The organism is Streptomyces sp. SCA2-17 (assembly GCF_044336695.1).
On sequence record NZ_CP117521.1, the window covers coordinates 1512997 to 1527656 of the forward strand.

General features: G+C 73.1%; 8 protein-coding genes and 1 pseudogene. 7 read left to right on the forward strand and 2 right to left on the reverse strand.

Annotated features, from left to right (window positions below; all coding sequences use genetic code 11):
- Nucleotides 1-155: 155 nt before the first annotated feature.
- The 4 genes from PS271_RS06755 (at nt 156) to PS271_RS06770 (ending at nt 7120) form a co-directional block, all read left to right on the forward strand.
- Nucleotides 156-3326: an alpha-N-acetylglucosaminidase TIM-barrel domain-containing protein gene (locus PS271_RS06755; protein WP_398380965.1), complete on the forward strand. Its 3171-nt coding sequence runs from the start codon at nt 156-158 to the stop codon at nt 3324-3326.
- Nucleotides 3327-3494: 168 nt separating this feature from the next.
- Nucleotides 3495-4295, forward strand: coding sequence for a tyrosine-protein phosphatase (locus PS271_RS06760; RefSeq protein WP_398380967.1), 801 nt, complete (start codon nt 3495-3497; stop codon nt 4293-4295).
- 95 nt (nt 4296-4390) lie between these two features.
- Nucleotides 4391-6334, forward strand: coding sequence for a hypothetical protein (locus PS271_RS06765; protein WP_398380968.1), 1944 nt, complete (start codon nt 4391-4393; stop codon nt 6332-6334).
- Between the two features lie 84 nt (nt 6335-6418).
- Nucleotides 6419-7120, forward strand: a complete 702-nt coding sequence (locus PS271_RS06770; protein ID WP_398380969.1) for a TetR/AcrR family transcriptional regulator — start codon at nt 6419-6421, stop codon at nt 7118-7120.
- On the opposite strand, the gene pulA is transcribed toward PS271_RS06770, so the two are convergent.
- Nucleotides 7097-9712, reverse strand: coding sequence for a pullulanase-type alpha-1,6-glucosidase (pulA, locus tag PS271_RS06775; RefSeq protein ID WP_398380971.1), 2616 nt, complete (start codon nt 9710-9712; stop codon nt 7097-7099). The two genes, PS271_RS06770 and pulA, sit on opposite strands and share 24 nt — an antisense overlap.
- Before the next feature lie 131 nt (nt 9713-9843).
- Nucleotides 9844-11220: pseudogene (locus PS271_RS06780) on the reverse strand (alpha-amylase); the annotation flags it as partial.
- Between the two features lie 258 nt (nt 11221-11478).
- Between PS271_RS06780 and PS271_RS06785 the strand changes: the two are divergent.
- From PS271_RS06785 to PS271_RS06795, 3 genes are read left to right on the forward strand one after another with little or no spacing between them, the layout of a single operon-like run.
- Nucleotides 11479-12780, forward strand: a complete 1302-nt coding sequence (locus PS271_RS06785) for an extracellular solute-binding protein (protein WP_398380973.1) — start codon at nt 11479-11481, stop codon at nt 12778-12780.
- Between the two features lie 6 nt (nt 12781-12786).
- Nucleotides 12787-13728, forward strand: a complete 942-nt coding sequence (locus PS271_RS06790) for a carbohydrate ABC transporter permease (RefSeq protein ID WP_398380975.1) — start codon at nt 12787-12789, stop codon at nt 13726-13728.
- The gene (locus PS271_RS06795) at nt 13725-14591 is read left to right on the forward strand and encodes a sugar ABC transporter permease (RefSeq protein ID WP_398380977.1); all 867 of its coding nucleotides are present in this window, start codon (nt 13725-13727) and stop codon (nt 14589-14591) included. The genes PS271_RS06790 and PS271_RS06795 overlap by 4 nt, the downstream gene beginning before the upstream one ends.
- The last annotated feature ends 69 nt before the right edge of the window (nt 14592-14660 follow it).

Consider the following 14660-nt stretch of genomic DNA (forward strand, 5'->3'; position numbering starts at 1 on the left):
GCCGGATCCGAGTCACTCCCGACCGGGGCTGACCGGCCGACTGGGCAACCGATCACGGCTGAACGCCGAGCGCGCCCCATTGCTCCCTCTGGTGACGCCGGTTAACGTGCGCCGCGCACGCGTCCGTTGTCGCATTCAGCACAGTGGAGAGCGCCATGACCGATCAGCCGACCCATCAGCCGACGGATCAGTCGACCCGTCAGCCGGCCGACCAGCCGAAGCCGTCGAGACGCCTGCTGCTGGGAACCGCCGGTGCGCTCGGCGCCGGTGCCGTCCTCGCCTCCCACGCGCCGCCCGCCCGGGCCGCGGACCGCCCGCCGTTCGACACCGCCCCCGCCGCGGCGGCCCTCGTGCGGCTGCTGGGCAAGGGGCACGCGGAGCAGTTCCATCTGACCGCGCTCGCAGGCGCCGGGGACGAGGACCGGTTCGAAGTGACCGGCCGCACAGGGCGGATCGAGGTCGCCGGCACGAGCCCCGCGGTGCTGCTGACGGGAGTGCACTGGTACCTCAAGTACGTGTGCGGGGCGCACATCACCTGGGGCGCGCGCCACGTGGACCTGCCCCGCAGCCTCCCCGCCCCGGCCCGCCCCCTGAGACGGGCGAGCAGGCTCCGGCACCGCTTCGCCCTCAACGACACCAACGACGGCTACACCCTCCCGTACGCCGACTGGCCCTACTGGGAGCGGATGATCGACGTCCTGGCCCTGCACGGCTGCAACGAGGTCCTCGTCATAAGCGGCCACGAGGCGGTCTACCAGCGCGTCCTCCTCGACTTCGGCTACAGCGACGCCGAGGCCCGCGCCTGGCTGCCCGCCCCGTCCCACCAGCCGTGGTGGCTCCTGCAGAACCTCAGCGGCTACGGCGGCCCGCTCGGCCAGAAGCTCATCGACTCCCGTGCCGCCCTCGGCGCCCGGATCACCGCCCGGCTGCGCGAGCTGGGCATGGCGCCCGTGCTGCCCGGCTACTACGGCTCCGTGCCGGAAGGTTTCTCCTCCCGCAACGCCGACGCGCGCGTCGTCCCGCAGGGCATCTGGCACGGCTTCCGGCGCCCGGACTGGCTGGACCCGCGCTCCGGCGCGTTCGCCCGCGTCGCCGCTTCCTTCTACGAGCACCAGGCCCGTCTCCTCGGCCCGGCCGGGCACTTCAAGATGGACCTGCTGCACGAGGGCGGCACCGCGGGCGACGTGCCCGTCGCGGCCGCCGCGCAGGCCGTCGAGCAAGCCCTGCGCACCGCGCACCCGGGCGCGACGTGGGTGATCCTCGGCTGGGAGGACAACCCGCTGCCGGAGCTGCTGGGCGCCGTGGACCGCCGGCGGATGCTCATCGTCGACGGCGTCTCCGACCGGTTCACGGGCGTCACCGACCGCGAGAAGGACTGGGGCGGCACCCCGTACGCCTTCGGCAGCATCCCCAACTACGGCGGCCGCACCACGCTCGGCGCGAAGACGCACGTGTGGGACGAGCGGTTCTTCGCGTGGCGCGACAAGCCGGGCAGCGCCCTGGCCGGCACGGCGTACATGCCCGAGGGCGCCGACCGCGACCCGGCGGCCTTCGAGTACTTCTCCGAGCTGGCGTGGCTGGAGAGCGCGCCGGGCCGGGCGCAGTGGTTCGGCGCGTACGCCGCGTTCCGCTACGGCCGCGGGGACAAGGCCGCGCGGGAGGCGTGGACGGTGCTGGGCGAGACCGCGTACCGGCAGAACGCCCCCGAGCGCAGCGACCCGCACGACAGCCTCTTCGCCGCCCGCCCGGCGCTCGGGGCGGACCGCGCCGCCGAGTACGCGCCGACCGCCCCCGCCTACGACCCGGTCCGTTTCGACGCCGCCCTCGGCGGGCTGCTCGGCGTCGCGGCGGGCCTGCGCGGCGCGGACACGTACCGCTACGACCTGGTCGACGTGGCCCGCCAGGCCCTCGCCCACCGCAGCCGGCAGCTCCTCCCCCAGCTCAAGGAGGCGTACGCGCGCAAGGACCGCACCGCCTTCCGCGCGCTGTCCGCGCTGTGGCTGAAGCTGATGCGGCTCGCCGACGACGTCGCGGGCACGCACAAGGCCTTCATGCTCGGCCCCTGGACCGCCGCCGCCCGGGCGATGGGCTCCGACGCGGACGAGGCCGCCGAGCTGGAGCGCACCGCGCGCGTGCTCGTCACGGTGTGGGGCGAGCGGAGCACGTCCGACGGCGGCAAGCTGCACGACTACGCGAGCCGCGACTGGCACGGCCTCGTGGGCGACTTCTACCTGCCGCGCTGGCGGCGCCTGCTGGAGGAGCTGGAGGACTCCCTGCGCGTGGGGCGGGCGCCGCGGGCCGTGGGCTGGTTCACGATAGAGGAGTTCTGGACGCGCGAGCGCACCGAGCACCCGCAGCGGCCGGTGGGCGACCCGTACCGTACGGCGCTGCGCGTGCGGGACACCCTGGCCGCACTGCCCTACCAGGGGACGCTCGCGAGCACGCTCGACCCGGTGGCCGTCGCGCCCGGCGGCACGGCGGCGCTGACCGCCTCGCTCACCAACACCAACGGCTTCCGCGCCACGGGCCGCGCCGACCTCGCCGTCTCGGGCCTGCCCGCGGGCGCGCAGGGCCCCACATCGGTGCCGCGGCTGGAGCCCGGCGCCACGCTGTCGGCCCGCTGGCGCGTCACCGCTCCCGCGGCGCCCCTGGAACGGCCGTTGCAGCCGCTTCCGTACGAGGTGAGCGCGCGCTACGGGCCGCAGGGCGAGGAGCCCGTGCGGGCCGTGCGGGCCGGAACGCTGTTCCTGGCCGGGCCGCTGTCCGCCGGCTGGCGCACGGTCACCAACAACGCCGCCGTCTTCGGGCAGTTGGGCGAGGACCGCTTCGCGATCGACGGCTCCGGCGACGACCTGTGGAAGCGGACCGAGGAGTTCGGCGCGGTGTACCGGGCGGGGGCGCTGGGCGTCGGCGCGAGCGTCCGGGTGCGGGTCCTCAGCCAGACCGACACGAACGCCTGGGCCCGCTCGGGCATCATCGCGCGGAACGCGCTCGGCACGCGGTGGTCGGCGGGCGCGGTGAACCTCGCGGTGACGCCCGGGCAGGGCGTCGTGCTGTCGTACGACGCGAACGGCGACGGGACGTTCGACGCCTACCGGCAGGTGGCCGGCGTCCGCGCCCCGGTCTCCCTGCGGCTGACGCGCACGGGGCCCGGCGAGTTCACCGCGGAGTACGCGGCGGACGGCACGACGTGGCTCCCGGTCGCCACGGCGAAGGTCCCCGGCACGGCCGCCTCCCAGGACGTCGGCCTGTTCCTGACCGCGGGCAACGACGGCAGCGGGGCGCGGGGGACGGCGCAGTTCGCCGACTGGGCGGTGACGCCGTAGGCGGCCTCGGCGGCACGGGGCGCCCGACCACCCCTGGCCTCCGCATCGCGCAGCGTGAGGGGTGCGGGCGCGGGCTTCGGGTCTGTTGGGCACAATAACGGTAGATAAACGGCAGATATCTGATCAATATCAGACACGCTGTGCGCTACAGACACAGGAGACGCCCGCATGCCGCAGTTCGACGCCTCGACCATCATCAACCTCCGTGACCTCGGAGGCATCGCGCTGACCGGCGACTCCGCCGTCCGCCCCGGCCTGCTGCTGCGCTCGGGCCAGCTGGACCGGCTCGACCCCGCCGCCGACCCCGCGGTCGCCGCCCTCGGCATCCACACGGTCGTCGACCTGCGTACCGAGCACGAACGGGAGGAGCGGCCCGACCAGGTTCCGGCCGGGGCCCGGCTCATCGTCGCGGACGTCATGGCCGACAGCGTGGCGGCCCGCGCCGCGGGCGACGGCGTGCCGGCCAGGCTCGACTCCGTGCTGGGCAGCCCCGCCCTCGCCGAGGAGCACCTGGGCAGCGGCAAGGCCGAGAAGCTGCTCTGCGACTCGTACCGCTCCTTCGTCACGTCGGAGTCCGCCTGCGCCGCCTACGCCCGCCTGCTGTCGGCGCTCGCCGAGCCGGACTGCGGCCCGCTGCTGTTCCACTGCACGGCGGGCAAGGACCGTACGGGCTGGGCGGCCGCCGTGATCCTGCTGCTCCTGGGCGCGGACGAGGAGGCGGTCCGCGCCGAGTACCTCGCGGTGAACCCGGCGGTACGCGCCGCCTTCGCCCCGCTCAGCGACCGCTTCACCGCCGCGGGCGGCGACCCGGAGATCGCCGACGCGATCCTCGGGGTGCGCTCGGCGTACCTGACGGCGGCACTGGAGGAGATGGAGCGCACCTACGGCGGCGTGGAGGCGTACGTCCGCGGCGGCCTGGGCATCTCCGACGACGCGGTCGACCGCATCCGGGCGCGCTGCATCGCCTGACGCCCTCCGCGGGTGACGCAGGGTGACGCACCCGGGGCCGGGGCACTCCCAGGGGTGTGAGGTGACCATCTCACCATTCACTCGTTCTATGGATCGTGGAGCAGCAAGCGACAGCCCCCCGCCCCCTCCCCGCCCCCGTCGACGTCGAGCAGGCCGAGGCCGCGCTCATCGAGCACTACCCGCGCCTGGTGCGCCTCGGGTATCTCGTCCTGCCGCCGTCGCTGGGCCGCAACCGCCGCGTGCTGACCGCGCACGCCCTCGTCCAGCGGGCCCTGCCGCGCAACCGCGTCGCGGCGGACGAGCAGGCCGGGCTCCCGGTGCCTCCGCCGCGCGGGCCCGGCGGATCCCCGGGCGACCCCGGCTACGCCTACGTACGGCTGCGGGTACTGCGGTCGGCGCTGGAGGCCTGCCGGCCGCGCGGGCGCTGGCAGTTGCCGCGCCCGGGCCAGCTGCCGCCGCTGCTGCCGCAGGTGTGGGGGCTGCGGCTGTTCCCCCGCTCGGGCGGCGCCGACGAGCTCGCCCTGGACCAGGGGCTGGCCACGCTGTCCGGCCCGGGCCGTGCGGCGTACGTGCTGCGCGCCCTGGAGCTGCCCGCGGACCGTGACGTCCGGCAGGTGCTGGCCGCGGCGGGCGTCGAGGACCCCGGCGCCGCGGTGCTCGAAGCGGACGGGCTGCGCACCCCGCCCGGCAGCCGGGACGGCTCGCTGCTGGAGTCCATGGAGTTCGACCCCTGCTCCCTCCAGGCGCGGCCCACCGATCTGATGCGCCGCCGGCACCACACCCGGGCGGCGCTCGCGGCCTTCGCGGCGGTCGCGGTGTGCGGGGTCCTCGTGGCCCTGCCGGGCGACGGCTGGGGCCCGGACGGCGCCGCCGCCCCGCCCTACGCGCAGAACGCCGCGGCGCAGCAGGCCCTCGACCCGGCCAAGCTGACGAAGGCGGCGCCGGGCGCCTGGAAGACCGCGGACCGCCCCGGCTTCGCCGCCTGGCCCGCCCGCGGCAACCGCCTCGGCGACGAGGAGCTGCTGCACCGCGCGCTCGCCGTCTGGGCCCGCCCGGGCCGTACGGTCCAGGTCACCGCCACCCCCGGCACCCCCTCCGGCCCGGCCGCCGGCCCTCCCCAGCTGCTGTTCGCGGGCGAGGTCGGGCAGGCCGCGGTCGTGCTGCTCCACGACGGCCTGCGCGTCGTGCGCTACGCCGAGTCGAAGGACGGCGACACCGGCGCCGCCGCCCTGGACTTCGCGCGGACGGACGCCGCGGACGCCGGCACGGCGACGGCCGTCGTCGTGGGCCGCGCCGACAACAACGTCCGCTATCTGACCGCCCCTTGGGTCGACGAGGTCTCCGTGCGCGACCTCCTCAAGCCCGGCGACGCCCCGATCCCGCTGCACCGCGACGCCGACGGCGTGACGGACCCGACGCCCAGCCCGGCCCCGGGCAACGACTGCAACGGCTGGCCCGCCCTGCAGATGGGCAACCGCCTCGTCACCGACCTCGGCGAGCTGGCCCCCGCCCTCCTCACCACGGGCACCCCCGCCGCCCCGCGCGACGTGAGCGGCGACGGCGCCCGGGCCGGCTGGGCCCACGCCGCCTGCCACCTCCGGACCATGCGGGGCCAGGGCGTGCGCTCGGTCAACGCCTGGCCGTTCGCGGCCCAGCAGCTGCCCGGCGGGGCCGGCAGCGCCGAGTGGACGTGCGCCCGCGCCGAGACGTGGCGGGGCGCGGGCAGCCGGGCGCTGGCCCTGTTCCAGCCGCCGGGCGCGCGGGCCGGGGCACCGGCCACCGTCGTCGCCCGCGCCGAGTCCACGCCCGCCTGCGGAGCCCGCGACCCGCACGTCCTCGCGGGAGTGCTGTGGAAGGCCGCGAGCGGCACGTGGTACGCCTTGGCGGCCGGTGGCGGCGAGGTCCGGTCCATCACGGCCTCGGGCGGCGTCCACGGCACCGCCGCCGGCGACCGGCTGGCCGTTCCGGCGAAGGCCGGGGCCCAGGCCGAGCTGAGCGCCCGCCTCGCCGACGGAACGCGGATTTCCACTCTGCGATAGCGCCGCTCCAAGAGCTGAAAGATAGTCAGCAGGCTGGAGACCACGGCGGGATGACGGTTTCCGGTCTGCCCTAAGATGACCGCCATGACAACCGGGATACGTCGCAGGATGGGTGTCGAGCAGCGCCGTGAGCAGCTGATCTCGGTCGCGCTCGAGCTCTTCGGCCGACGGGCCCCGGACGACGTCTCCATCGACGAGATAGCAGCCGCGGCCGGGATCTCCCGGCCGCTCGTCTATCACTACTTCCCCGGCAAGCAGAGCCTCTACGAGGCCGCGCTGGGCCGCGCCGCGGAGGACTTGGCGGCCCTCTTCGACGAGCCCCGCGAGGGCCCCCTCGGCGCTCGGCTGCTCCGCGTGATGAACCGTTTCTTCGACTTCGTCGAGGTGCACGGCACGGGCTTCTCCGCCCTCATGCGCGGCGGCCCCGTGGCGGGCTCCGGCCGCACGTGCGCCGTGATCAACAAGGTGCGTCAGGCCGCGTACGACGAGATGCTCGGCCATCTGGGCATCCCCTCCCCCGGCCCGCGCCTGGAGCTCGCCCTCCGCTCCTGGATCTCCCTCACGGAGACGACGGCCCTGCTCTGGCTCGACGGCCGCCGCGTCCCCCGCGGCGACCTGGAGGTGCAGCTGGTCCACGCCTTCGCGGCGCTCGCCGCCGTCGGCGCGGCCAGTGACGACGACATGGCGGCCGTGCTGCACCGCATCCTGGAGGACGAGCCGGCCCACGGGCCGTTCGCGGACCTCGTGGACCGGCTCGGCGCGTCAGCCCCTCAGCCGGCCCGCTGACGCACCGGCGGTTCCGGATCCCTGGCCGGCCTTGAAGACGGCGACGGTGCGGGCGGGGACGGTGAACGTGCCCGTCGCGGGCGCGTAGGCCGCGGCCTTGACGGCGGGGTCCGCGCCGGACGCCTGCACCGGGTGCAGGGCGTAGGGCGTGCCGGAGAGGGCCGCGACGCGCTGGTCCTGCGACTGCGGGGTCGCGTTGAAGACGACGACCAGGTCGCCGAGGCGCATGGTGACGACGCCGGGCGTCTCGTCCGGGCCGGACAGCGGGAACGACAGCGCCGCCTGGACGGCCTCGGTGGTCGCGAGGCCGAACGCCTTCTCCGTCGTACGGATGCGCAGCAGGTCGCGGTAGGCGGCGGAGGCCGCCTCGACGGGCCCGCAGCCGGCCTTCAGGGCCGGGTCCGCCAGCAGCGGCCGGGCGTAGGGCCACTTGGCCTCGTTGTCGCGGGCCGGGGGCAGGCCGCGGCCGAAGCCGTTGCCGTCGGCGCAGTCCCAGTGGATCGCGTTGAACCAGTCGCCGCTGTCGTACGAGTTGCGGTCCAGCGACTTCGAGCGCAGCCGGTCCGTGCCGGCCTGGGAGAGCGCCGGGCCCTGGGACAGGGCGGCCGTGCCCATGGCGAGGACCTGCATGCGGGCCCGGTCGGCGGGCCGCGTGGACTGCGGGAGCTTGAAGGCGAGGGCGTCGTAGAGGGTCTCGTTGTCGTGGGCGTCGGCGTAGGCGAGGGCGTCGCCGGGGGCGGCGGCGTAGCCGGCGGGCGAGCCGTTGTAGTCGACGTCGGCACCCCGGACGCCGCGGCCCGCGGAGTCGGTGAAGCGGTAGCCGGCGAGGTTGCCCGTCAGGCCGACCTTGAGGAGGTCCTGGTCGTGCAGGAGCCGGGCGCGCTGCTCGGCCGGGGTGCCCTGCGGGGCGGCGTTGGGGTCGGTGAAGAGGCCGGAGCCGAAGCCCTGCATGCGGGGGTCGGCGTCGAAGGGGCCGCCGCCGCGGACGGCGTCGCGGGCGCGGTCGGAGAAGGTGGCGATGCCGGTGCCGGCCATGTTCCGCTGCGTGGCCTGCACGAAGCGGGCGTCGTTCGCGGCCTCGCCGAAGTTCCAGCCCTCGCCGTAGAGGATCACGGACTTGCCGTCGACGCCGTCCTTGGCCGGGGTGAGCGCGTCGAGGGCCTTGCGCACGGCCAGGATGTTGGCCTTGGGATGGTGGCCCATGAGGTCGAAGCGGAAGCCGTCGACCTTGTACTCCTTCGCCCAGGTGACCACGGAGTCCACGACGAGCTTGCCCATCATGGCGTGCTCGGGCGCGGTGCCCGCGCAGCAGGTCGACGTGGCGACGCCGCCGTCGTCCATGAGGCGCTGGTAGTAGCCGGGCACGATCCGGTCGAGGACGGACTTGTCGTCCTGCCCGGCCGCGGCGGTGTGGTTGTAGACGACGTCCATGACCGTGCGCAGGCCCGCGCCGGCCAGTCCCTGGACCATCCCCCGGAATTCGCGGGTGCGGCCGGGGCCGTCGGGGTCGGAGGCGTACGAGCCCTCGGGGACGGTGTAGTGCAGCGGGTCGTAGCCCCAGTTGTACGCGTCGCGCGCGGCGGTGCCGCGGACGCACTCCTGCTGGCGGTCCGAGTCCGCGGGGAGGGCGGCGAGGTCGCAGGGCGGGGTCGCCTGGTCGGCGCGGCGCTCGGGGACGGTGGCGAAGTCGAAGGCGGGGAGGAGGTGGACGTAGGAGGTGCCGGCCGCGGCGAGGGCCGAGAGGTGGCGCATGCCGGGGGACGTGCGGTCGGCGAAGGCGAGGTAATCGCCTCTTGGGGAGAAGTCCCGTATGTGCAGCTCCTGGATCTGCGCGTCGCGCAGCGGTACGGCCTTCGGCTTGCGCAGGCCGCGCCAGCCCGGCGGGGCCAGGGCCGGGTCGGCGAGGTCGGTGACGAGGCTGCGGGCGGAGTCGGCGGTCAGGGCCGTGGAGTACGGGTCCGTGACGAGGTTGGTGACCACCTTGCCGGCGGCCGGGGCGTGCACGGTGACGGCGTAGCGGTAGGGCTTGCCGGCCCAGGCTCGGCTGCCGGACGCGCTCCAGATGCCGGTGGCGGCGTCGCGGTGCATGGGGAGGGTGCGGCCGTCGAGTTCCAGGGCCACGTTCCGGGCCGTGGGGGCCCAGACGGAGAGGGTGGGGCGGCCGTTGCGGAACGACGGGCCGAGGGTGGCCTTGGTGGCCGCGGCCGCGTACAGGTCGTCGAGCACGCCGGGGGTCTGTACGCCGGTGGTGACGTCGCCGGCGACGGCTGTGAGGGCGCCTCGGAGGGCGGTTCGCTCCTGGTCCGGGGTCGCGTTGACGCGGTAGGCGTCGTAGGCGGCGAGGTGGGGGTATGCGGTGCGTTGGGCGGCCGTGAGGCCGCCGGGGGTGGCCGTGAGCGTGAAGCTGCCGCCGTCGTGGAGGAGGCGGTGGGGGCGGGCGGGGTCGCCGAGGCCCTTCGGCCAGGCGACGGTGGTGCGGTCGATCCACTGGACCTTTGCCCCCGTTGGGGGCGGGGTGGCGGCTTGGGCGATGCCGGTGCCGGCGAGGGGCAGCGCGATGACCGCTGCCGCGAGTGCGGCTAGTCGTTTCACGGAAGGTTGCTCCTTGGCTGAGGTCAGGTTGTGCCCACCCTCCCCCAAACTCCGTCCGGGGGTGCCCCCAGCCCTGCGGAACGCCTGCCCACAACCTGGTGCGGCAACAATTCGATACAGCTGGGCTAACCGCACATACGCGCGCCCGCATGCAGCGCCAGCGCCGTGTTCGGTGACACCGTTGCCGTGAAGCGGCCGTTCGTGTCCACCGTCACCCGTCGCCCGCTCTGCACGTCGCAGTAGTCGCCGCCCGGCAGCCCCGTCTCGAAGGTGCGCGCGAGCGGGAAACCCTCGTGGTTGACGACGACATAGCCCTTGTCGCCCCGGCCGAAGGCGACGGCCTGGTAGCCGTTGTCCCACCAGCGCGTGACCGCCGTCCCCCGCACCGCATTGCGGAACCCCACCATGCTCCGGATCTCCGGCCACTTGTGCTGGCACTTCCAGCCGTCCTGCCAACACGCAGCCACCGCACCCCCGTTGGGCGGCCCCGCGTCGCGGTCGGTGAACTCGTAGCCGGAGTGGACGTCGGGCGAGCCGTACGGCCAGGCGAGCATGAAGACGTTGGCGAGGGTGTAGTCGGCGCCGTCCTTGTAGTTCAAGGTGTCGCCGCCGCGCTCGGTGTCGTGGTTGTCGACGAAGACCGACGCCTGCCCGCCCGGCAGGTAGCCCCAGCCCTCGCCGTAGTTCTTCAGGTAGGCGAGCCGCTCGCGCTGGAACACCCGCTTGAGGTCGCGCGCGTAGCGGAACTCCTGGGCGTCGCCGGTGGCGAGGTACTCCTCGGGCTGGACGGCCTCGCCCGCGCCGTAGATCGTCTCCTGCTTCCAGTACACGCCGCTCCGGCTCAGCCGGGACTTGATCGCCGCGAGGTCCGCCGCCGGGATGTGCTTCGCGGCGTCGACTCGGAAGCCGTCGGCGCCGAGCGACAGCAGGTCGTTCAGGTACTGGGCGATGCGCGCGCGGACGCGTTCCTCGCCCGTGTCGAGGTCGGCGAGGCCGACGAGTTCGCAGTCCTGGACGTTGCGACGGTCGCGGTAGTCGCTGACGACCGTCGTGCAGTCGTCCATGTCCTGGCGCTGGTACGTGCCGGGGTAGTCGTACTTCGTATACGCGGAGCCGCCCGTTCCGGTGCCGGAGCCGGCGGCCATGTGGTTGATGACGGCGTCGACGACGACCTTGACGCCCGCGCTATGGCATGAATTGACCATGTTCGCGAAGGCCGCCCGGTCGCCCAGCCGGCCCGCTATCGCGTAACTCACCGGCTGGTAAGAGGTCCACCACTGCGGGCCCTGGACGTGCTCCTGCGGCGGGGAGACCTGGACGTAGCCGTAACCCGACGGCCCGAGAACGTCCTTGCACTCCCTCCCGACCGCGTCGTACTTCCACTCGAAGAGAACGGCGGTGACGTCCTTTTCGCCGGGCGCGGCGGCCTCCGCCCGCGGGACACAGACCGTGACGGCGGCCGCCAGGGCAAAAGCCGCGGAAAGAGTTCTTCGGGCTGTCGCAGGCATGCGGAGCTCCTGGGGTGGGGGATGTGCAGCAATGAAGGTTCTTGCGCAAGCCGTTCGCAAGCCAACCGGAACCTGCCGCGCACGAGACCGTACGAGGCCCGTAAGAGCCGGTCAACCCCCTGGACACGAGACGGTTACCACCGGGAAATCTCGCCGTTTCGTGCTTGCAAACCCTTTCGCAAGAGATTGCAGCCTGTTACCTTCCTCCACAGCTCGGGGCCGCCCGCGACGGTCGGCCTCCTTCACGAGGAGATCCATATGCGAAGAGGCATATCGGTCGCTGCCGTCGTCGGTGTGCTCGCGCTCACCGCGACCGCGTGCGGCGGTGACGGCGGGGGCGGGAACGACGGCTCCAAGGCGGCGAGCGACCCGGGCAGCGTCAGCGGCACGGTCACCTGGTGGGACACGTCGGACGCCACCAACGAGGCGCCCGCGTTCAAGAAGCTGGTCTCGGCCTTCGAGCAGAAGTACCCGAAGATCAAGGTCGAGTACGTCAACGTGCCCTTCGACCAGGCCCAGCAGAAGTTCAAGACCGCCGCCGCCACCGGCAAGGGCGCCCCGGACGTGCTCCGTTCCGACGTCGGCTGGACGCCCGGCTTCGCCCAGCTCGGTTACCTCAAGGACCTCACCGGTTCCGCGGCCCTCGACAAGCCCGAGGACTTCCTGGAGGGCCCGCTGAAGAACGCGGCGTACCAGGGCAAGACGTACGGCGTCCCGCAGGTCACCGACACCCTCGGACTGCTCTACAACAAGGAGCTGTTCAAGAAGGCCGGCATCGACAAGCCCCCGGCCACCTGGCAGGAGGTCAAGGACGCCGCCGCGAAGATCAAGGACAAGACGGGCGCCGAGGGCATCGGCCTGAGCCCGGACAGCTACTACTCGCTGCCCTTCCTCTACGGCGAGAACAGCGACATGGTCGACGTCGCCAAGAAGAAGATCACCATCTCCTCGGCCGCGTCCCGCAAGGGCATCGAGACGGCCGTCGACCTGGTGAAGTCCGGCGCCGCGCCCAAGCCGGCCGGCACCGACGGCTACAACGCCCTCAAGACGGACTTCAAGAACGGCAAGCTGTCGATGCTCATCGACGGCCCCTGGGCCACGAAGGAGATCTTCGGCGGCGACGCGTACAAGTCCAAGGACAACCTGGGCATCGCGGCCATTCCGGCCGGTTCCACGGGCACCGCGGGCGCGCCGGTCGGCGGCCACAACCTGGTGGTCTACGCGGGCTCGAAGAACTTCGACGCCTCCTACCTCTTCACGCGCTTCATGACCGGCGCCGCGCAGCAGGAGCAGGCCTCGACGAGCGTGGGCGTGCTGCCGACGCGCAAGTCCGCCTACACCGAGGCCGTGCTGGCCGACCCGGTGCGCAGCGCGTACTACCAGGCGCTGTCGAAGGCCCACGCGCGGCCCGCGATCCCGCAGGGCGGCGACCTGTTCACCGACTGGCTGAAGCACTACACGCAGATCCTCACGCTCAAGGAGGAGCCGAAAGACGGGCTGGACGCCACGGCCAAGGCCTGGCAGTCCGCGCTCCTCAAGGACTACGGCATCGAGGAGTAGGGCCTGATGGCCACAGTCGTCACCACGGTCAGGCGCTCCTTCAGCACCCACTGGTACGCGTGGGCGATGGTGCTGCCCGTCGTCATCGTCCTGGCGGTCCTCGTGGGGTATCCGCTGGGCAAGGGCATCTACCTGTCCTTCACCGACGCCAACGAGGCGAACGTCGGGCGCACGATCGGTGTCAACCACATCGAGGCGACGTACCAGTACGTCGGCCTGGACAACTACTGGAAGGTGCTGTCCGGGCAGGAGGGGCACTTCTACTCGCGCCTCGGCTGGACGGTCGTGTGGACCGCGTCGTGCGTGTTCCTGCACTACACGCTCGGTCTCGGGCTCGCCCTCCTGCTCAACCGGCCGATGCGCTTCCGGGCGCTGTACCGGGTGCTGCTGATCCTGCCGTGGGCGGTGCCGGCCTTCGTCGCCACCTTCTCGTGGCGGCTGATGTTCAACGAGAAGTACGGCGTGCTCAACGCCTTCCTCACCAAGCTCGGCGTGGGCTCCGTGGACTGGCTGGGCGACGCGACGCTGCAGAAGGTGTCGGCGGTCGCGGTCAACGTGTGGCTGGGCGTGCCGTTCATGATGGTGGCCATCCTCGGCGGGCTCCAGTCGATCCCGCGGGAACTGCACGAGGCCGCCGAGATGGACGGCGCGACGCCCTGGCAGCGGTTCGTGCACGTGACGCTGCCGGGCCTGCGCTCGGTGAGCGGGACGGTGATCCTGCTGGGCGTGATCTGGACGTTCAACATGTTCCAGGTGATCTACCTGCTGATCGGGCAGGGCGCGGGCTCCGAGAGCGAGATCCTGGTGACGTACGCCTACCGGCTGGCGTTCCAGGGGATCCGTGACTACGCGGGCTCGGCCACGTACGGCATCCTCATCCTCTCGCTGCTGCTGGTCTTCGCCGTCTTCTACCGCCGGATGCTCTCCCGACAGGAGGCCGTGCGATGAGCGCCGCCCGGACCGTACAGCCCCGCAAGCAGCGCCCGCGCGAGGAGCGTTCGCGCACGGCGTCAGCCGCGCTGCACACGGCGCTGGTCGCCGCGAGCGTGGTGTCCGTCTTCCCCGTCCTGTTCATCGTCTACGTGTCGCTGCGCGGCCGGGACGGCTGGCAGGAGCCCACGCGGTGGACCGGCTTCGACGTCTCGAACTACACGCACATCCTGGGCGAGACGAAGTTCCTGACCTGGTTCGGGAATTCGGTGATCGTGGCGCTGGGCGCGACCGTGCTCGGCGTGCTCATCGCGGCGACGGCCGGCTACGCCGTCTCGCGGATGCGCTTCCCCGGCCACCGGCCGCTGATGTGGACCTTCCTCGTCGTGCAGATGTTCCCGATGGCGGTGCTCATCGTGCCGCTGTACAACATCCTCGGTGAGCTGGAACTCCTGGACTCCTACGCCGGGCTGATCGTGACGTACTGCTCGGTGTCCGTCCCGTTCTGCGCCTGGATGCTCAAGGGGTACTTCGACACCATCCCCGCGGAGATCGACGAGGCGGGCCGGGTGGACGGGCTGAGCCCGTTCGGCACGTTCTGGCGGCTCGTCGTGCCGCTCGCCCGGCCGGGCCTGGCGGTGACCGGCTTCTACTCGTTCATCACCGCGTGGGGCGAGGTCGCCTTCGCCAGCCAGTTCATGAGCTCCGAGGAGCACTACACCCTGGCCGTCGGCCTGCAGACGTTCGTCGGCCAGCAGAAGGCCGAGTGGGGTCTGATGACGGCCGCCGCCGTGCTGATCACCGTTCCCGCGGCCGCGGTGTTCTTCCTCGCCCAGCGGCACCTGGTGGCCGGCCTGACCGCGGGCGGCACCAAGGGCTGACCTTGTCCGCCCGCCGTCGTTGACCGTGTTGACGCCTTCGCACCACCGCTTCCGACTCCGTCACCCGCT